The organism is Streptococcus pluranimalium, assembly GCF_047785705.1.
GTDB lineage: Bacteria > Bacillota > Bacilli > Lactobacillales > Streptococcaceae > Streptococcus > Streptococcus pluranimalium_A.
Genome location: NZ_JBLOJV010000015.1, coordinates 1 through 20,088, shown reverse-complemented (window position 1 = coordinate 20,088; position 20,088 = coordinate 1). Strand labels below are relative to the sequence as shown.

Below are 20,088 nucleotides of genomic sequence, written 5' to 3'. Positions count from 1 at the left end.
GTTTTATTATAGCAAAAAGTGTGCCTAAGAAAAAGCATAAGATAAGGCTAACACATAAACCTTGAGATACCATGAAGCCGTCACTACAAAAGAGGTCTAAATCAATAGGGTTTTCTATCTCACTTGCTTTAAGGTTTTGGTGAAAGCGATACTACTCCACTTGTCTTTTTGAACTGATACACAAAAAGAGGTCGGACCTCAGATCCTAACCTCATCATTTTAATTTCTCATTCAAATAAACCATAAGCAGTGGCTATGGACTGCTTGTTTCATTGGCGCGATTATTTTTCTTCCAAAGCTTGAGCTGCCGTGATAATCCCTAGCTTATAGATATCATCAGCACTTGAGCCGCGTGACAAGTCATTGACAGGCTTGTTAAGACCTTGAAGAATAGGGCCAATTGCATCAAACATGCCTAATCTCTGGGCAATCTTGTAGCCGATATTTCCAGATTGGAGGTCTGGAAACACAAAGGTGTTGGCTTGACCAGCAACCTCACTATCAGGAGCTTTAATCGCTGCTGTTTCTGGCACAAAGGCAGCATCAAATTGCAATTCACCATCTATAGCCAAATCAGGTGCCATGGCTTTGGCCAATGCGGTAGCTTCTGCTACTTTATCCACTTGTGGTGATTTACCAGAACCTTTTGTTGAAAAACTCAACATGGCTACTTTAGGATCCAAGTCAAAAATAGCTGCTGTTTGAGCCGTGTTAACAGCGATTTCTGCTAGCTCTTGAGCGCTTGGGTCAATATTGATGGCACAGTCAGCCATGATATAGCGTTCATTTGTATTTTCACGGTTCATCAAGAACACACCTGATGTTCGTGAAATACCTGGTTTTGTTTTGATGATTTGCAAAGCAGGGCGAACCGTATCTGCTGTCGAGTGAATCGCTCCTGAAACCATACCATCAGCAAGCCCCATCTGAACCAACATCACACCAAAATAGTTCACATCACGAAGCATATTATCAGCATCTTCTAAGCTGGCCTTACCCTTACGGATAGTCACAAATGCCTCTTTCATCTCCTCAAATGCAGCGTAATCTTGAGGGTTGATGATTTGCAAATGCGGATCTTCAAAGCCTAATGTTGCTAATAAAGCTTTGACATCTTCTTCTTGTCCCAAGATAATGGGTTCAACCAATCCTTCAAATTTCAAGCGTGCAGCTGCACGAACGACACGCTCGTCATTACCCTCAGGGAAAACAATTTTAACATGCTTTCCTGCGACTTTTTCACGTAAACTACCAAAAAGGGAACGAATTCCTTCCATTTTTTCTCCTATCTTTTCTTTATTTATAGTGTTCTAAAGCCATAATAACCTTATCAAAATCATTTGTCAAGCCAAGTTCATGCGTCACCTGCTCTTTCTTGAAGGGATCATAGAAAGACAAGGTATGGCAGTGAAGGGCCTGTCGCTTGATGCCTAGGTCCATGCGACCACCATACAAGTCATCACCAAGCAAAGGAAAACCAATGTGGGCAAAATGCACTCGAATCTGATGGGTTCTTCCTGTATGCAGTCGAATATCAACAAGATGAACATTTCCATAAGAAGCTATGAGCTCATAAGCCGTGTGGGCATACTTGCCAGAGTGATGAACACGCCTCGTAATGATGGAGTCAACATCACGCGCAATAGGCGCAATAATCTCCCCCTTTGTCTCTAGCTGACCATCACCAGCCACCAGAGCGTAGTAACGTTTTTCAATCGTTTTTTTCTGCAACTGCTTATCAAGCCTAGCATGGGCATAGCCATGTTTGGCAAAAAGCATGAGTCCAGTGGTGTCACGGTCTAGACGAGTCACAATATGGACTTGACGATTGGGGTAACCTTTTGCCATGACATATCCTTTAACAAAATTTGCCATGGTGTTGGAATGATTCACACTAGGAATACTAGCAAAGCCAGATGGTTTATCAAGCACCAAAAAGTGATCATCCTCAGAAACAATGCGCAAAGGGTGCTTTATAGGCGCTAACTTGTCATAAGGTAACTCATCTGGAATATCAATACTAATCACATCACCAATGTCTACGACATAAACGGCATTTTGGGGAATATCATTGACCCAGATATTGCCACCTTTAAATTTGATCTTCGCCAAAAGGCCTTTTGAAATATCATGTTCTTTCAACAAAGACTTGATCTTGCCTGGCCTGTGAGCGACAAAGGTAAACCTCATGAATCCAAATCTCCAACGAAGGCATCTTTTACCCTTGCCCAAAAGCTGGTATGACTAGGTGTTGAGACAAAATGAATCTTATGATTGGAGATGTAAAATTCAACCTTGGCAACGTTTTTATGATGGTAAGTCTTATTGTCAACAGAGAGTGTGTAAGTGCCTAGACGCTTGGGCACTAGGACGATACGATCATCTTTGGGGATGATGACAGAGGACCCCAAGGTACGAAAGACCCGGTTATTGATGCTTGAAATCTCCGTCATTTGTAGTGCCTCGATAGTTGGGTGAAGAACAGCACCACCAAGTGATTTGTTGTAGGCGGTACTGCCTGTTGGTGTTGACACGACGATACCATCGCCACGAAAACGCTCAAACTTAACCTGATTAATCATGACATCAGCAACCATTGTTTTCTCAATGCGTTTGACCGTTGCTTCGTTGAGAGCCCTGGCGCGATAGACACGCCCATCGTCTAGCGTGACCTTAACCTTAAGAATAGGGTAAGCAATGCTATCTCCCTTGTCGTGTCGTAAATTAGCAATCAGCTTGTCCACTTCAAAATCACGATAGTCCGTGTAAAAGCCCAAATGTCCTGTGTGAATGCCAACAAAACGCACAGTATCTAGCTCTTTTTCGTACATGTGAAAAGCAGATAAAAGCATCCCGTCTCCACCGATGGTGATAACCACATCTGGATTTTGTTTGCTTAAATAAAAATCAGGATCATCACGTAAAATCTTAAAAATCGTTCCTGCAATTCGTCTGCTCTGGTACTTGCCATTAGCAATAATGGCAACTCTCATGGGTTTACCTGTAATATTCGTCTGTGTCATCACTATTTCCTACACCGTCACTTAAACTTCTACTTGCTGGATCAAAAAGCAGTTGTGCTTCTTGAATATCTTCTTTAATCTTGCGCATTTCCTCATCTAACTCCAGGGCGATCTTGGCAGTTACCTCCAAGCGTTGCTTGATGGCATCAGGAAAATCCCCTCGATATTTGTAATTCAAAGAATGCTCAATCGTTGCCCAAAAATTCATGGCCAAGGTTCTAATTTGAATTTCGGCTAAAATTGTTTTTTGTCCGTCAATCGTCTCAACAGGATAGGCAACAATCACATGGTAAGAGCGATAACCGCTTGACTTCATGTTTCGGATATAATCTCGCTCTTGAACGATTGTCAAGTCGTTGCGACCCTTTAGTAGCCTAATAACCTCATCGATGTCATCAACAAACTGAACCATCACTCGTAAACCCGCTATGTCTGGAATGCCTTTAGCCAAATCAGCTTCTAAAACACCATGACGTCTCATTTTTTCTTTGATGCTCTCTACTGACTTGACCCGACCAGTCACAAACTCAATCGGAGAATATTTATTTTGCTTACGGTATTGCTTTCGGATTCCCCTTAGCTTAATCTTCAATTCGCCAACAGCTTGGATATAAGGGTCTAAAAAGTCTTCCCAGTCAATTGTCATTGATGACTCCTCTTCTAAACCCATGGTCTTTTCACAAATGCCTTGTAAAAGCATGGATTTTTGTATAAAATAAACCTAATAGTATTATACCACAATCTTCGGATAACAAAGGAAATAGCATCTACCATGAGCAATCTTGAAATCGAATTTAAAACCATGCTCAACAAAGCAGAATTCAACCATCTGCAGAGCCTCTTGTCGCATGTTGCTCCGGTAACTCAGACCAACTACTACTTTGATACGCCAGATGGTGCGATGCGAGCTAAAAAGCTATCTCTTCGGATTCGTACTTTCGACAAATCAGCAGAATTAACCCTGAAAATCCCTGAACCTGTCGGCATTAGAGAATATGACCTTTCTTTGAGCAAAGAAGAAGCCCGTGACATCATGACCACTGGCAACTTTCCAGACGGTAAGATCAAGACCTTATTGTGCGAAAATGGCATTTCACTTGATGACCTTGCTGTTTTAGGGCATTTGACAACGGTCCGCCGTGAGACACGCCTCCCCATTGGTCTGCTTGCTCTGGATAAAAATCACTACTCCGATCGTATTGACTATGAGTTAGAACTTGAGGTCACCGATTTGGAGCAAGGTCAAAAAGATTTTGAGGCCTATCTCAGCAAGCATCACATTAGCTTTAAATACGCCAAAAGCAAGGTGGCAAGATTTGGCGCAACCCTGAAAAATAAGTAGCACTACGGCTAAATCCAGGCTAATAATCAAAATGGTTATTGAAACAATCCTCGTCTCACAAGGATTGTTTCTTTTTTGACCTCAAAAGACGCATTTGTCTGGTCTTACTAGATTAGTATCTCTGTCTTTTTCTTATTTTTTTGGTAAAATAGAAAGTAATCAATCTTAAAGGAGCATTTTGTCATGGCACCAACCAACACTAGTCCTCAGATGAAGTTATTTTCATTAACCTCAAACCATAAAATCGCTGAAAAAATCGCCGCATCCTCTGGAATCCCTCTTGGAAAAGTATCGTCACGTCAATTCTCTGATGGCGAAATCATGATTAACATTGGCGAAAGTGTTCGTGGTGACGACATTTACATCATCCAATCAACCAGCTTTCCAGTCAATGATAACCTATGGGAATTACTGATTATGATCGATGCCTGTAAGCGTGCCAGTGCCAACTCTATCACTGTCGTTATGCCTTATTTTGGTTATTCACGCCAGGACCGCGTTGCCGTATCACGCGAACCCATCACCGCAAAACTCGTGGCCAACATGTTGGTCAAGGCGGGTGCTGATCGGCTAGTAACCCTTGACCTTCATGCCGTTCAAGTACAAGGTTTCTTTAATATTCCTGTTGACAATCTTTTTACGACACCATTATTTGCCGAGCATTATATCAACAAAGGCCTATCAGGACAAGATGTTGTCGTTGTTAGCCCCAAAAATTCTGGTATCAAGCGTGCGCGTAGCTTAGCTGAATACCTAGATGCTCCCATAGCGATTATTGATTATGCTCAAGAAGACGATAGCCACCGAGAAGAAGGCTATATCATTGGCGATGTTGCCGGTAAAAAAGCCATCTTGATTGATGATATCCTTAATACTGGAAAAACAGTTGCTGAAGCCAGTAAGATTGTTGAGCGAGGAGGCGCTACTGAGATTTACGCCGTTTCCAGCCATGGACTCTTTGCAGGTGGCGCGGCTGATATCTTAGAAGCCGCTCCAATCAAGGAAATCCTGTTGACCGACTCCGTTTTATCCAAGGAACGCATCCCTAGCAATGCCAAATACATCACAGCCAGTGATCTCTTTGCAGACGCTATTGTCCGTATCCAAGAAAGACAACCACTTAGCCCACTCTTTACATTTCATCAAGACGAGGAATAAACCATTTTGATTTATTTGGATAACGCCGCCACAACTCCCTTAACAGAGTCTGTGATGGCAGAAATGACCAAAACCATGCGGCTTCAATTAGCTAACCCATCCAGCATCCATGCCCAAGGACGACTAGCTAGCCAAGTCCTAAGAGAATGTCGCCAAACAATAGCCTCTCTCTTAAACACCTCGCCCAATCAAATCACCTTTACCTCTAGTGCTACTGAAAGTAACAACACTGTCTTGAAGGGCTACTCTCTAGCTCATCAACATCAAGGAAAGCATCTTATCACCTCTGCCATTGAGCATCATTCTGTCCTTGATAGCTTGAGTTACTTAGAGAAGCGTTTTGGCTTTGACATCACCTATATCAAGCCAGTCAAGGGAGTCATTCGCCCTGAGGACATCAGTAATGCCCTTCGGCCTGATACCATCCTCGTTAGCCTCATGTATGCCAACAATGAAACAGGTGACCTCCTTCCCATCACGGAAATTGGCGCTTTATTAAAAGAACACCCTGCTGCTTTTCACGTCGATGCTGTTCAAGTCGCTGGTAAAATCCTTCTTGAACCAGAAAAACTTGGCCTTGATTTTATGTCTATCTCAGCCCATAAATGTCATGGACCAAAGGGTGTGGGACTACTCTACCATCAAAAGACGTTTGATGCCTTACTACATGGTGGTCAACAAGAAAATAAACATCGCGCTAGCACTGAAAACCTCATCGGTATTGCTGGTATGACCACGGCTCTCGTAGATAGTCATCAAAACCTTGACAAGAACTGGCTCAAGATTAAGGCCTTAAAAAAGACCTTTCTTAAAGCCCTAGGCACCCTTGATTACTATGTAAACACCAATGACTTGGCTCTGCCACATATCCTTAATATCGGCTTCCCTGGTGCCAATAATAGCGTTTTGCTAACACAGCTTGACTTAAACGGTTATTGCGTGTCGACAGGTTCTGCCTGTACCGCAGGTACCGTAGATCCCAGTCATGTTTTAGCAGCCAAATTTGGAGATACATCTCCAAAACTTCAAGAATCAATCCGCATCAGCTTTTCAGCATTAAACACCGAAGAAGAAGTTATCGGACTAGCTCACTTATTACATTCATTATTAGGAGATCACTAATGGCTTTTGAATCATCCATCTCACTGAAAGATTGTCAATACACTTATGCAATTGACCCCAACATCAAAAAATACGCTCTCAAAGATTTAACCTTTTCAGAAAATAAGGCTGGTCACTTTGAGCTTAGCCGTATGTTAGAAGAAGTCCCAAACTCTGGTGTGGGCTTTCTCTTAAAAATAATCATTCACAAAGACCTGACAGGCTTTAAACTGAATATTACCGACAAATCAGGCCTAAGACTGGTCAATATCTTTAAGTCACAAGATCACAAAATCCTTCAAGATAAATTCTATTTTCTAATGGATAGTCTTGTAGAACGTCATGTCTTTACCAAAACAGAACAATAGGGGAACATATGCTAACCATAACTTATCTTAATGATGCTAAACAAGAAAAAGACATTCGCTATGAGGATTATGATGCCTATCGCCAAGCTCAAATGGCCTGTATGATTGGCATCGCTGATCATTATAAAGTCACCAAAGTCCTCTACAAGGATCAGGTCATTGATTATAAGGGAACTTTTGGTGACCTTTTTTACGCGTTAGAAAATGAAAATCTAGCTTAACCTACCTATCAAGAAAACCCTCAATAAACAAAGCCTAATATAGAGTTTCTAAAACTTCAGCTACTACTGTGCTTGGGTCTCTCAGCCACACTGTCTTTCAGTAACACTTCAATAACCACCGAGAGGTCAGGACTTTTTGTCCCAACCTCTCTTTATGATGGTGCTATATAACTTAACCATCACAAAATGGTTCTTAACTTGCCTTGTTAAGAGGCATTAAAGTTGCATTTTTCACAAAGTTTTTTTAAAATAATGACGTAAGCATCCTCATAATGATGCTTTTTACCACTGATGAAAACAAATTTTTAAAAAAGGAGTTCGCTATGCCTGTTGACAAAATCATTCCAAAAGCAACAGCAAAACGCTTATCGCTGTATTACCGTATTTTTAAGCGTTTTAACAATGATAAAATTGAAAAAGCCAGTTCGAAACAAATCGCAGATGCCATGGGAATTGACTCTGCCACTGTTCGCCGTGATTTCTCGCACTTTGGTGAGTTAGGTCGTCGTGGATTTGGCTACGATGTTAAAAAGTTGATGAATTTCTTTGCCGATATTCTTGATGATCACTCAACTACCAATGTCGCCCTTGTTGGGGTTGGTAATCTTGGACGTGCTCTGATGCACTATCGCTTTCATGAGCGTAATAAAATGCAAATTGCACTAGCCTTTGACCGTGATGACAATGATATTGTCGGTACAACCTCACAAGATGGCATCCCTATTTATGGTATTTCATCCATCAAAGACAAATTAGCCAAAACAGATATTGAAACAGCTATCCTAACTGTCCCAAGTTTACAAGCTCAAGAAGTTGCTGATCAATTAGTTGAAGCGGGAATTAAGGGAATTTTGAGTTTTTCACCAGTTCATCTCTGTGTTCCAAAAGAAGTGGTTGTGCAATATGTTGACTTAACCAGTGAATTACAAACACTTCTTTACTTCATGAACCAAAAGCAAGATTAAGCCTATGAGTAAAAAGCCGATTATAGGAATAGCTGGCAATCGTCGTCTTGACCCTGAAAATGGTCTTCTAAGAGACTATGTCTCACATGGATTTATCCAAGGCGTTGAAAGGGCAGGTGGTCTGCCTTTGGTGCTACCAATAGCTGATAATGACACCGCACGACAGTATGTTTCCATGGTAGATAAAATCATATTGCCAGGTGGTCAAAATGTCAACCCTGCACTCTATGGACAAGAAAACCATGCTCAAAATGAGGATCACTTTTTTGAAGAGCGTGATCTCTTTGAGCTAGCCTTACTGGCAGAATGCCTCAAACGCAACAAACCAATCTTCACTATTTGTCGTGGGACTCAGTTGATGAATGTTGCTCTAGGAGGTAGTTTACATCAAGCTATTTACCATCACTGGCAGGAGGAGTCTGCTGACTCTTTAACCCAAGAAATACTGATCAAGCACGACTCTCCTCTTGGGCTTATTTATGGTCGTCAAAATAAGATTAACTCCTTTCATCATCAAAGTATCGATCGTTTGGCTGATGAGCTAGAGGTAATCGCCAGAGATCCTAAGGATGGGACTATTGAGGCTATCCAATTTAAAGACTCTGGTATTGCTTATTTAGGCGTTCAGTGGCATCCAGAGTTGTTGATTGATAGCAGACCGATTGATCAAAAACTTTTTGATTTCGTTGTTAGAGAGCTTTAGAGAACATCCGATTCTTCACGAAAACTGTAATAATCCCTTCGCCCAATAATCAAATGATCTAGTAATACGACTCCCATATCATCACAACAGCGTTTTAATTTTTCAGTAAATCGCAGGTCATTTTCACTAGGATCAACAGTACCAGAAGGGTGATTGTGCACTAAAATCAATGACGTTGCCATATTTTTACAAGCGTAATAAAGGATTTCACGAGGTTCAGCCACTGATCTTCTTACCGTTCCAATAAAAATCGTACGCTGCTCAATCACACGATTCTGCGTGTCAAGATAAAGTACAACCAGATGCTCCTGCTTTTGCCTACCAAGCTCTAGCATCATCTTCTTGGCAACCTGCTGACTGCCCATGATTTTTTCAGACTGATTTCTTTCTGACGCATGAATTCTTTTGGATAACTCCAGCATGGCTTTAAGTTCGGTTGATTTAGCCTTTCCAATACCAGGAATGGCCTGCAACTCTTGTAAGGATAGGTCTTGAAAATCTGCTAGACTATCCATTCCTGATAAAATCGTTTGAGAGAGAGCCATCACTGGCTCTTTTTTAGTACCTGTTCTTAATAAAATGGCTAATAATTCTTGGTTACTGAGCTTTTCTGCCCCCAACTGAATTAAGCGTTCTCTAGGCTTTAAAGCCTCCTTGGCTAGGGTGATTTGATACATCGTCTTTTCCTCATCTATTTAGTCTCTTATCTATCTATTCGAAAAAAATAGTAAAACATCAGAAAAAAATAGCATTTAAGCGTTATTCGTTAGATTTTAATTGAAAAGTAGCTTCAATAGCAGATGAATATAAAAAAGCTTGGGACAGAAAGTGTCCCAAACTTTGAGGAATCAGATTTAAGGATTGTTTTTGATCTTAAATAGCATTTTTGTCCATACCAAGTGCCCGTTGAACGGCTTTGACAAGTTCAACCACAAGCAAGGTAATAAGGCTTCCGATAACAACCACGAGCCACTGGGTGGCTGATAAATAAGTCACATGGAAAAAGGTGTTAAATCCTGGTATGACAACTGTCGACATCAGCAAGATGAAAGCTATTGGGATTGACCAATTAAACAAGCGATTTTTAAAAAGTCCTACTTGGAATACGGATTGGTAAACTGATTTGACGTTATACGCATGGACAAGTTGGATTAAGCCGAGGGTGACATAAGCCATGGTAAGTGCAGCTGAATGGATGTCTCTATAAGTTGTGTGCTCAGGGAATTTCAAGGCATAACCATATACGCCAAGAACAAGAGCTGCCTGCAATGGTCCTTGATAAATAATTGAACCAAGGACACCGCCATCAAAGAAACTTGACTGACGTCCACGAGGTTTGTTCGTCATGACACCAGGTTCAGCTGGTTCAACACCAAGAGCGATAGCTGGTAGGGTATCAGTGACTAAATTAATCCAAAGTAGGTGAACAGGCTCTAAAACATCCCAACCAAATAGAGTTGCTAAGAAAATGGTTAATACTTCAGCAATGTTAGCCGATAACAAATATTGGATGGTTTTTTGAATGTTAGAGAAGACTTTACGTCCTTCTTCTACAGCGACGATAATGGTTGCAAAGTTATCATCAGCAAGCACCATATCAGATGCTCCTTTGGATACTTCCGTACCAGTAATCCCCATACCAATACCAATGTCAGCGGTCTTGAGTGACGGCGCATCATTAACACCATCTCCAGTCATGGCTACAACCTTGCCTTCATTTTGCCAAGCCTTAACGATACGAACCTTATGCTCTGGAGACACACGCGCATAGACTGAATACTGCTTGAAAACAGCCTGAAACGCTTCATCAGATAACTCATTTAGCTCGGCACCGGTGAAGACGTGGTCTTCTGTATCTGTTGGATCAATGATACCCAGACGTTTGGCAATAGCTTCTGCGGTGTCTTGATGGTCACCAGTAATCATGATAGGACGGATACCCGCTTCTTTAGCAACTTTGACAGCTTGAGCTGCTTCTGGTCGCTCTGGGTCAATCATACCAACCAAGCCTGCAAAGACTAAGTCATTCTCAACGATATTGGTATCCATAACAGGAAGGCTACTTTCGTATTTGTAGGCCATCATAAGGACACGCAAGGCTTGTTTAGCCAATGATTTATTGGTTGATAGAATGGCTTCTTTATCAGCCGCTGAAATGGCACGAATCTGACCGTTTTCTTCGATTTTTGTTACTCGCTTGAGCAACTGGTCGGGAGCTCCTTTAACAGCCACAAGGTACTGATTAGTCGCCAACTGATGGATTGTAGACATGAGCTTACGGTCTGAATCAAATGGTAATTCTGCGACACGTGGCTCTGCTTTTAAACGATCACGAAGATCAAACTGATGGTCTAAACCAAATTGAATAAGAGCTGTCTCAGTAGGATCACCAATTAACTTACCTGTTTCATCGATTTTCGTGTCATTAGCAAAGGTCATCACACGAAGTGTCATATTAGAATGGTCTAAGTCATCATTAGCGTCTTGAAGAAGACCGTTAGTATAGATCTTCTCAACCGTCATCTGATTCATGGTCAAGGTACCTGTTTTATCAGAAGCGATAATTTCTGTCGAACCTAGGGTTTCCACAGCTGGTAATTGACGAATGATGGCATTACGCTTGGCCAATACTTGTGTTCCAAGTGACAAGACAACTGTCACAATAGCTGGCAGTCCTTCCGGAATAGCGGCAACTGCAAGTGCAACTGCAATCATAAGGCCTTCAAGAGGACTTTCCCCCCGAAGAAAAACTCCCACACCAAACGTAACGGCTGCGATCACTAAAACACCAATGGTCAATAGTTTGGATAGTTGATTGAGATTCTGCTTGAGTGGCGTATCAGTCTCATCAGCGTTTTTTAGCATGTTTGCGATATGACCAACCTCGGTATACATACCTGTATTGGTCACGACACCAAGACCACGACCGTAAGTGACATTAGAATTTTGATAGGCCATATTAACACGATCACCAATCCCAGCATCCTCTGCGAGACTCACCATCAGGTCTTTCTCAACTGGAACAGACTCACCGGTTAGAGCAGCTTCTTCGATTTTTAAAGAGCTTGCTTCAAGTAAACGCATATCAGCAGGAACCACGTCACCTGCCTCAAGTAAGACGACATCTCCTGGAACGAGTTCTTTTGAGTCAACTTCTTTAACATGGTCATCACGGCGAACCCTAGCTAAGGGACTAGACATGGATTTTAACGCCTCGATGGCAGCCTCTGCTTGGCCTTCTTGATAGACACCAAAGGCTGCATTAAGCACCACTACTAATAAGATGATTAGGGCATCCGTCAAACCGTGCATGCCTTCTGTAATGACAGAAAGAGCTGCGGCAACCAACAAAATAATAATCATCAAATCCTTGAATTGGTCCAAGAATTTTTGGAAAAGGGACTTCTTATCCCCCTCTTCAAGCTCATTACGACCGTAATCCGATAAGCGCTCTGTTGCTTGAGCACTGGTTAAGCCTTTTTTACTGGTCTCAAGAGTTGAAAGAACTGACTCTTCAGATTGCGTGTAAAAGGCTTGGCGTTTTTGTTCTTTTGACACTTTTTCTCCTCCTTGGTCTTTTTACGATAGAAAAAGACCTGTTTAATGTTAAAACAAGTCTCGCAAATTAAGACGATGCCGGAAACAATGGTTTCGAAATGACGGCATAATCACGATTGTACTATCTCACATCAGTAAAATAAGAATCGTCGGCTACTCCCTTGATGGCTAACATTATAACAAAAACAATGGATTGACTCAAGTTAAATGACAATGAACCTGACATTACTAGCTCATATCATGACAAAGCGCTCTCAAAAGCCTCTTTAGAGATCATGACATTAACTTCTGGCAACCTTATTTCAGTGATTCTTTTTGATAGCTTTTTCAATGATGGCTCCATGACATCGTTATGGTCAAAAGTACCTCAATCCAGCCATCTCAATCGCATTTGATAACCGGCTAGGGCCGTTTCAGCTTCTGGATGGGATAAAAGTTGGTAATGAAGGGTCAACTCTCTGGCCTGCTTTTGTAGTTTAAAATGAGTCGTCTTGGTGACCAGACGTTGAAGACCTAACGGGGAAGGAATTTGTGCTGCCGCAAAGGCATCTTTTTTAAATAGCATGGTCGTTTGTGGTGTGCCAAAGCGCGTTACGCTTAATGAGACGTCATTAAACTTGAGGACAAGACGCTCTTTTTCCGAATTGGTATAGACCAGGTAGGAAAAATCGCCTTTCTCCTTATAGTCTCCCTGTGCTTCTTCATGGATCATATCAATATCTTGATCCATGATAACTTTATTATCAATGATGATTTTCATAGCTATATCCTTTAATTTAGTGTCATCATTATATCAATTTAGGAGGATTTCTTCAATTTTTGCTATAATAAAGCTATCTCCTTCTATTAGAAAGGTTATCCCATGAAAGAAAACGTATTTCGTGATCCTATCCACAATTATATCCATGTCAAAGAGCCTATTATTGCCCAACTAATTGATGCCAAGGAATTTCAACGCCTACGACGTATCAAGCAAGTCCCAACAACCTCCTATACCTTTCATGGGGCTTCTCACCATCGTTTTTCACACTGTCTTGGCGTTTATGAAATTGCCCGCCAGATGACGGCTATCTTTGAGGAGCAATACTCTCATCTTTGGGATCCTGACGAATCACTGATTACCATGGTAGCTGGACTGCTTCACGATATTGGACATGGCGCTTACTCCCACACTTTTGAATTACTCTTTGGGACTGACCACGAGGCCTATACTCAGGAAATCATCACCAGCCCAGAAACCGAAATCAATGCCATTCTGCGTCAAGTCTCACAGGATTTTCCAGAAAAAGTCGCTAGTGTCATCAACCATAGCTACCCCAACAAGCAAGTCATCCAGCTTATTTCGAGTCAAATGGACTGTGATCGCATGGACTACCTGCTCAGAGACTCCTACTATACAGGAACTTCTTATGGACAGTTTGACTTAACACGGATTTTACGAGTGATCCAACCTCTTGAAAACGGCATTGCTTTTGCCAAAAATGGCATGCACGCTGTCGAAGACTACCTCATTGGTCGCTATCAGATGTACATGCAAGTCTACTTCCACCCAGCCAGTCGGGCCATGGAAGTCCTCCTGCAAAATCTACTCAAACGAGCCCAATACCTCTACCAGACCCATCCTAGCTATTTTCAACAAAGCTCACCTAATCTAGTGCCGTTTTTTGATAAGACCTCTAACTTAGACAACTACCTGGCCTTGGATGATGGGGTTATGGATACTTATTTTCAAAACTGGATGGCTAGTGAAGATAAGATTCTCAAAGACTTAGCTAGTCGCTTTGTCAACCGACAACTCCTAACCTCTATCAGCTTTGATGAGGACAATCAGTCGCAACTAACTGACCTGATAGCATTGGTGAGACAGACCGGATTTGATCCTGACTATTATACAGGGATTCATATCAATCTCGACCTTCCCTACGATGTCTATAGACCCAAAAGCAACAAGCCCCGCACACAAATCGACATCGTTGAAAAAGACGGTACTACCAAAGAATTATCATCCCTATCACCTTTAGTCGCTGCCTTATCTGGCAACATCCACGGTGATAGACGTTTTTACTTCCCCAAAGAAATGCTAAAGACGGATGATTTATTTGCGCAAGATAAGCTAGCCTTCCAGCAGTATATCAAAAACGGTCATCTGACTCCCCCTTTATAACCCAAGCTCTGCCATGACAAAATGGCAGTTTTTTAGTAAACTAGATAGGAAACACTTGTTACTAAAAAGGAGACAATCATGTCTATCAAATTAGTTGCCATTGATATTGATGGCACTTTATTAACCACTAACAGAGAAATCACTCCAGATGTTTTTGAGGCTATTCAAGAAGCCAAGGCTGCTGGTGTGAAAATCATTATCACAACAGGTCGTCCCATTGCTGGTGTTACGAGGATCCTTGAGGATTTAAACCTTCGTGACAAAGGTGATTACGTCATCACTTTTAACGGTGGCCTGGTTCAAGAGACAGATACGGGAACTGATATGGTTAAAGTTCCCTTATCTTACGAGGACTATCTTGATATTGAGCTCATGGCTCGAAAGCTAGGTGTTCATATGCACGCTATTACTAAAGATGGTATCTACACAGCCAATCGCGATATTGGGAAGTATACCATTCACGAAGCAACCCTAGTAGATATGCCTGTTTATTACCGTACTCCTGAAGAAATGATTGACAAAGAGATTGTTAAAATCATGTTTATTGATGAGCCAGAAGTTCTGGACGCAGCGATGGCAAATATTCCTGAGGACTTTGCCAATCGTTTCATGCTAGTCAAGTCAAAACCCTTCTACCTTGAAATTGTTGACAAAAACGTTAGCAAGGGTAATGCCATCAAAGCCTTAGCTAAAGAACTAGGCATCTCTATGGAAGAGACCATGGCTATCGGAGACGAAGAAAACGACCGTGCCATGCTTGAAGTTGTTGGTACGCCAGTCGTCATGGAAAACGGCATTCCAGAGCTTAAAAAAATGGCTAAACACATCACCAAATCCAATGACAACTCTGGTGTTGCACATGCCATTAGAGAGTGGGTGCTAAGCTAATGAACTACTCCCTAACCATTGGTATCTCTGCCAAGGAACATGATGACTTTGTCATCAATCACCCTCTGACCAATCTCTTACAATCCAGCTCATGGGCTAAAATCAAGGACAGTTGGGGCAATGACCGCCTTGGTTTCTACGACAATGGGCAGTTAGTCGCTGTTGCCTCTGTCTTGATACAACCCCTCCCTCTTGGCTTTACCATGATTTATATCCCTCGTGGGCCTATCATGGACTACAGTAATAAAGCCTTGCTGCATTTTGTGATAGATAGTTTAAAGACCTACGGTAAATCCAAAAAAGCTATTTTCATCAAATGTGATCCCTTTATTGTCTTAGCCAATCATTCGATAGATGAGCAACCACGCAAGCAGCTATTTGGACAGTCCGCTATCCAAAACCTGATCAATGCTGGTGCTACTTGGACAGGAGAAACAAAGGATCTAGCACAGAATATCCAACCACGGTTTCAAGCCACTATCTATGCAGAAGGTTTCTCAGAAGCAGCTCTCCCCAAAAAATGCCAACAAATGATTAGAGCATCACGTAACAAAGGTCTTACGATTAGTTTTGGTCACATAGACTTGGTCGATGATTTTACGAAACTGATGAAAAAAACAGAAAATCGCAAAAACATCCATTTACGTGGACAAGATTACTATGAAAAACTGCTAAACACTTATGGTGACAATGCTTTTATTACCATGGCAAAGATCAATCTCAAAGAACGTCTAGACATAGCTGAAAAAGGCCTTGAAGATGCTTTGGCATTCCAAAAAACTTTCACTTCAGAAACACGTCAAAATAAGGTCAAAGCAACAGAGAATGATATCAAGCGTCATCAAAAAGATATCGCTTTCTTTAAGGAAAAACTTAATGAGGGACAAGAGAATGTCCCATTAGCAGCAACCTTATCCATCCACTTTGGCACTACTTCTGAAAACATTTATGCCGGCATGGACGAAGCCTATAGACAGTACAATGCCCCCCTCATCACCTGGTTTGAGACAGCAATGCATGCTTTTGAAAAAGGAGCTCATTGGCAAAATTTAGGAGGGGTTGAAAATCAGCTAGACGGCGGTTTGTACCAATTCAAATCAAAATTCAATCCCATGATTGAAGAATTTATTGGTGAATTTAATATTCCTGTCAGTCCACTACTCTATCGCTTGGCCAACGCAGCCTACGCAATACGTAAAACAGTAAGGAGTCTCCACTAAATGCCTCTCGAAATACTCACTTGGGACACTTTTGATCACTTTGTTAACCAGGCACAGCATCGCAGTTTTGAGCAATCCTCTGAAATGGGAGCTCTTTTGGAAAAACGAGGCTACCAGGTTCTTCCTCTGGGCTACTATGATGATACTAAAACGCTTCAGGTAGCAGGTATTTTGTACAGTACCCCTGTTGCAGGGGGGATGCACTCAGAAATACATTACGGTCCTGTCTTTTCGGATATCTCCTATCTTAAACCATTCCTAATAGCTTTAAAACAAATGGTTAAACAATATCAAACAATAACATTATCTATTAAACCTTATGAAAGCTATCAAGATTATAATGATAATGGTCAAAGTATTTCTCCTGAAAATAAAGCATTAGTCCATGTTTTTGAAGAAGCAGGTTATCATTTTCAAGGACTCACAACTGGGTTTAAAAGTAGTGATTGGCATTATGTCAAATCGTTAGAAGCAATTGACCCCAAGAAACTATTAAATAGTTTTAGCAAAAAAGGAAAGGCTCTGGTCAAAAAAGCCAATACCTTTGGTATTGAAATACGCCAATTACAGCGTCATGAATTAGCCATTTTTAAAGAAGTAACTGCTGCCACTTCTGACCGTCGTGATTACGATGATAAACCATTGAGTTACTATGAATACCTTTACGATAGCTTTAAAGATAAAGCCCAGTTTCTGGTCGCAACTCTCAATTTTCAAGACTATCTCAATCACCTAATTGCAGCTCAGGATAAACTCAAAGCTAAAATTGCTCAATTAGAAGCTGACTTAGCACAAAACCCAAATTCAGATAAGAAGCAGAATCAACACCGGGAATTTAGTAGCCAATCAGAAACCTTTGATGTTCGAAAAGCTGAAGCCAAAGGCTTTATTGACAAGTATGGGGATAAAGACGTTGTATTAGCTGCCAGTCTCTTTATCTTAATGCCACAAGAAACAACCTACTTCTTTAGTGGCTCCTACCCAGAGTTTAATAAATTTTATGCCCCAGCACTGCTACAAGAATTTATCATGACAGAAAGCATCAGACGTGGTGTGCCCAGCTACAATCTTCTAGGGATCGAAGGCGTCTTTGATGGCAGTGATGGCATCCTACGCTTTAAACAAAACTTTAATGGTCATATCGAAAGAAGACCTGGTAGTTTCAACTATTACCCAAATCCACTAAAGCATAAGTGTTATCAACTCTTAAAAACCCTTCTCAGACGACACTAACACTTAGCTGAAATCCTTAACATTACAGACCATTGCTTTGTTAGGTTTTCGTTTAAAGACATCAAAAAAACAACTCAAGCTTAAGTTGTTTTTTTGATGTATTATTGATAGCTTAGAATGCAAGCAAGGCAAGGAAACTGTCTGCTTCAAGGGATGCCCCACCCACAAGAGCACCATCAACATCATCACAAGCCATATAAGAAGCTACGTTTTCAGGTTTAACAGATCCACCGTATTGAACACGAACCTTATCAGCAACATCCTGTCCAAAGTCTGACGCAACAACGTCACGAACAGCTTTACACATTTTTTTAGCGTCATCTTGAGTCGCTGATTTACCAGTACCGATTGCCCAGATTGGCTCATAAGCAATTACAAGTGATGCTACTTGCTCTGCTGACAAGTCTTTAAGTGCTGCTGAAACTTGTGCACCAACAAAAGCTTCAGCTTCACCTGCTTCATAAGTCTCAAGAGACTCACCACAGCAGATGATTGGTGTCATACCATTTTTAAAGATAGCATGCGCTTTTTTGTTGATGTCTTCATCAGTTTCGTGGAAATAATCACGGCGCTCTGAGTGGCCAATAACCACATAATCAACACCCATTTCTGACAATACTTTTGGAGACGTTTCACCAGTGAAAGCACCTTCATTTTCAAAGTAAGCATTTTGAGCAGCGACCTTAAGACCTTGAACATTGGCATCCAATAGTGCAACTAAATCAACAGCTGGAGCTGCAATAGCTGCTTCTACCTTATCAGTTGCTGGTAATTTACCCGCAATAGCCTCGACAAAAGCTTTAGCTTCTTGGGGGTTTTTGTTCATTTTCCAGTTTCCGGCAATAATTGGTTTACGTGACATTACACACACCTCTTCTATTTTTTAGATACCTCTATTTTACCATAACTCCTGATAGATTAAAAGAACCAGGATAGACATATCGCTAATCATTTCACAAAAAATGATCACTTGATTATAGTTCTCGAAGATTTTGGGATGATGATTCTGCTAAGATACTATATCGTTATGATATTTCAATGATGCCAGCCTATTTACTGAAACATTATTTACTCTGTGAGAAAAGCTGAATCCTAGCTCTTAAAATGAAACCCTTAGCCTTTTTTATTACTGGTTATCATCTTCTTCAATGATTTGAGCAGCAGCAAACTTAGCGATAGTGTTACCATCCGATGCAGCATCAATCAGCTGAGTCGGCATAACTCCTTTTGCTTCTCCGGCAACAAAAAGACCTGAAACTGACGTTTCACCAAAATCATTACAGATAATTTTACCAGAGTCTTCCCTCTCCAAGGCTAGCGGAGTTAAGAAGTCAAAATGAGTGTCAACACTGATACCGATAAAGCCACCATTTCTAACGAGCTCAGTGCCATCCTCAAACCGAACAGCAAGAAGATTACCATCCTGATGAATAAATTCTGAAATGGCCTTAGTTTCTAAACCAATATTCTTGGTCCGGAAATAATCCAAAACATCTGAAGCTGGTTCTTGACCATCCAAGGCACAAAAGACAATATCCTTAGACCAATTAAGAATCAGTTTTGACATGTGTCCCATAACTACAGAAGGAACAGCTACCACCAGCTGACGATCCCTAAGTTCGTAACCATCACACCAGGGACAGTAAAAGATAGATTTCCCATAAACGTCCTCAATTCCTTTAATGTCAGGGAGTTTCTCCTGAAATCCCATGGTAAGGAGGACTTTTCGGGCTTGGTAAGTTGCGCTGTCTGTCGTGACTACAAAACAATTGTCTACCTTCTCCAAGCATGTGACCGTTTCAGTAGCAAAAGACACATGGTCGTACTTAGCGACATCAGCACGAGCTTTTTGACGCAAGTTAGCAGGTGTTACGCCATCCTGCGTCAAAAAACCGTGTGAATGCTGGGTGACACGATTACGATTAGTCTCATTATCCAGAACCAATGTCTTCTTTAAAGCCCGTCCCAGAGTTAAGGCAGCCGCCAAACCAGCAGACCCTCCACCAATCACAATCACATCATACATAAAAATACTCTCCGAATTTTAAATAATATTATTCATTATAGCAGATAAGGTAAAATCAGCAAGTCAAAGGATTGCTGAGAACGATGTAACCGCCCAATAACAGAGTATACTGAAACCG

General features: G+C 41.3%; 20 protein-coding genes. 11 read left to right on the top strand and 9 right to left on the bottom strand.

Annotated features, from left to right (window positions below; translation table 11 throughout):
- Positions 1-281: 281 nt before the first annotated feature.
- The 4 genes from pta to ACMZ6Z_RS05250 are packed head-to-tail and all read right to left on the bottom strand — an operon-like array spanning position 282 to position 3,669.
- Positions 282-1,277, bottom strand: coding sequence for a phosphate acetyltransferase (pta, locus tag ACMZ6Z_RS05265; protein WP_416131560.1), 996 nt, complete (start codon positions 1,275-1,277; stop codon positions 282-284).
- 19 nt (positions 1,278-1,296) lie between these two features.
- Positions 1,297-2,190, bottom strand: a complete 894-nt coding sequence (locus ACMZ6Z_RS05260) for an RluA family pseudouridine synthase (RefSeq protein ID WP_416131559.1) — start codon at positions 2,188-2,190, stop codon at positions 1,297-1,299.
- On the bottom strand, positions 2,187-3,023 hold the full coding sequence (locus ACMZ6Z_RS05255) for an NAD kinase (protein ID WP_416131558.1): 837 nt from the start codon (positions 3,021-3,023) through the stop codon (positions 2,187-2,189). Before ACMZ6Z_RS05255 ends, ACMZ6Z_RS05260 begins: the two co-directional genes overlap by 4 nt.
- A complete protein-coding gene (locus tag ACMZ6Z_RS05250) occupies positions 2,998-3,669 on the bottom strand; it encodes a GTP pyrophosphokinase (RefSeq protein ID WP_416131557.1) in 672 nt (223 codons plus the stop codon). Before ACMZ6Z_RS05250 ends, ACMZ6Z_RS05255 begins: the two co-directional genes overlap by 26 nt.
- A gap of 126 nt (positions 3,670-3,795) precedes the next feature.
- On the opposite strand from ACMZ6Z_RS05250, the gene ACMZ6Z_RS05245 reads away from it, so the two are divergent.
- The 7 genes from ACMZ6Z_RS05245 to ACMZ6Z_RS05215 all read left to right on the top strand — a co-directional run bounded on the left by ACMZ6Z_RS05245 (position 3,796) and on the right by ACMZ6Z_RS05215 (position 8,881).
- Positions 3,796-4,365, top strand: coding sequence for a CYTH domain-containing protein (locus ACMZ6Z_RS05245; protein WP_416131556.1), 570 nt, complete (start codon positions 3,796-3,798; stop codon positions 4,363-4,365).
- Between the two features lie 183 nt (positions 4,366-4,548).
- Positions 4,549-5,523, top strand: a complete 975-nt coding sequence (locus ACMZ6Z_RS05240; RefSeq protein ID WP_416131555.1) for a ribose-phosphate diphosphokinase — start codon at positions 4,549-4,551, stop codon at positions 5,521-5,523.
- Positions 5,524-5,529: 6 nt separating this feature from the next.
- A complete protein-coding gene (locus tag ACMZ6Z_RS05235; protein ID WP_416131554.1) occupies positions 5,530-6,645 on the top strand; it encodes a cysteine desulfurase family protein in 1,116 nt (371 codons plus the stop codon).
- Positions 6,645-6,992 (top strand): DUF1831 domain-containing protein, encoded by a 348-nt coding sequence (locus tag ACMZ6Z_RS05230; protein ID WP_416131553.1) that lies wholly within the window; start codon positions 6,645-6,647, stop codon positions 6,990-6,992. The genes ACMZ6Z_RS05235 and ACMZ6Z_RS05230 overlap by 1 nt, the downstream gene beginning before the upstream one ends.
- 8 nt (positions 6,993-7,000) lie before the next feature.
- A complete protein-coding gene (locus ACMZ6Z_RS05225; RefSeq protein ID WP_416131552.1) occupies positions 7,001-7,213 on the top strand; it encodes a DUF4649 family protein in 213 nt (70 codons plus the stop codon).
- A 323-nt stretch (positions 7,214-7,536) separates the two neighbouring features.
- Complete coding sequence (locus ACMZ6Z_RS05220; protein WP_416131551.1) at positions 7,537-8,178, top strand: redox-sensing transcriptional repressor Rex; 642 nt, start codon at positions 7,537-7,539, stop codon at positions 8,176-8,178.
- Between the two features lie 4 nt (positions 8,179-8,182).
- The gene (locus tag ACMZ6Z_RS05215; RefSeq protein WP_416131550.1) at positions 8,183-8,881 is read left to right on the top strand and encodes a gamma-glutamyl-gamma-aminobutyrate hydrolase family protein; all 699 of its coding nucleotides are present in this window, start codon (positions 8,183-8,185) and stop codon (positions 8,879-8,881) included.
- On the opposite strand, the gene radC is transcribed toward ACMZ6Z_RS05215, so the two are convergent.
- From radC to ACMZ6Z_RS05200, 3 genes are all read right to left on the bottom strand, one after another.
- A complete protein-coding gene (gene radC, locus ACMZ6Z_RS05210) occupies positions 8,878-9,558 on the bottom strand; it encodes a RadC family protein (RefSeq protein ID WP_416131549.1) in 681 nt (226 codons plus the stop codon). The two genes, ACMZ6Z_RS05215 and radC, sit on opposite strands and share 4 nt — an antisense overlap.
- Positions 9,559-9,754: 196 nt before the next feature.
- A complete protein-coding gene (locus ACMZ6Z_RS05205) occupies positions 9,755-12,439 on the bottom strand; it encodes a cation-translocating P-type ATPase (RefSeq protein WP_416131548.1) in 2,685 nt (894 codons plus the stop codon).
- Positions 12,440-12,806: 367 nt separating this feature from the next.
- Positions 12,807-13,199, bottom strand: coding sequence for a DUF1934 domain-containing protein (locus ACMZ6Z_RS05200; protein ID WP_416131547.1), 393 nt, complete (start codon positions 13,197-13,199; stop codon positions 12,807-12,809).
- A 102-nt stretch (positions 13,200-13,301) separates the two neighbouring features.
- Between ACMZ6Z_RS05200 and ACMZ6Z_RS05195 the strand changes: the two genes are divergently transcribed.
- The 4 genes from ACMZ6Z_RS05195 (at position 13,302) to ACMZ6Z_RS05180 (ending at position 17,944) form a co-directional block, all read left to right on the top strand.
- Positions 13,302-14,603, top strand: coding sequence for an HD domain-containing protein (locus ACMZ6Z_RS05195; protein ID WP_416131546.1), 1,302 nt, complete (start codon positions 13,302-13,304; stop codon positions 14,601-14,603).
- A gap of 78 nt (positions 14,604-14,681) precedes the next feature.
- Positions 14,682-15,491: a sugar-phosphatase gene (gene yidA, locus ACMZ6Z_RS05190; protein ID WP_416131545.1), complete on the top strand. Its 810-nt coding sequence runs from the start codon at positions 14,682-14,684 to the stop codon at positions 15,489-15,491.
- Positions 15,491-16,711, top strand: a complete 1,221-nt coding sequence (locus ACMZ6Z_RS05185) for an aminoacyltransferase (RefSeq protein WP_416131544.1) — start codon at positions 15,491-15,493, stop codon at positions 16,709-16,711. The genes yidA and ACMZ6Z_RS05185 overlap by 1 nt, the downstream gene beginning before the upstream one ends.
- On the top strand, positions 16,712-17,944 hold the full coding sequence (locus ACMZ6Z_RS05180; protein WP_416131543.1) for an aminoacyltransferase: 1,233 nt from the start codon (positions 16,712-16,714) through the stop codon (positions 17,942-17,944). It abuts the gene before it with no gap.
- Between the two features lie 112 nt (positions 17,945-18,056).
- Here ACMZ6Z_RS05180 and tpiA read toward each other — a convergent pair whose 3' ends face one another.
- Together tpiA and ACMZ6Z_RS05170 are read right to left on the bottom strand one after the other, a co-directional pair.
- Positions 18,057-18,806 (bottom strand): triose-phosphate isomerase, encoded by a 750-nt coding sequence (gene tpiA, locus ACMZ6Z_RS05175; protein WP_416131542.1) that lies wholly within the window; start codon positions 18,804-18,806, stop codon positions 18,057-18,059.
- A 264-nt stretch (positions 18,807-19,070) separates the two neighbouring features.
- The gene (locus tag ACMZ6Z_RS05170; protein ID WP_416131541.1) at positions 19,071-19,970 is read right to left on the bottom strand and encodes an NAD(P)/FAD-dependent oxidoreductase; all 900 of its coding nucleotides are present in this window, start codon (positions 19,968-19,970) and stop codon (positions 19,071-19,073) included.
- Between the last annotated feature and the right edge of the window lie 118 nt (positions 19,971-20,088).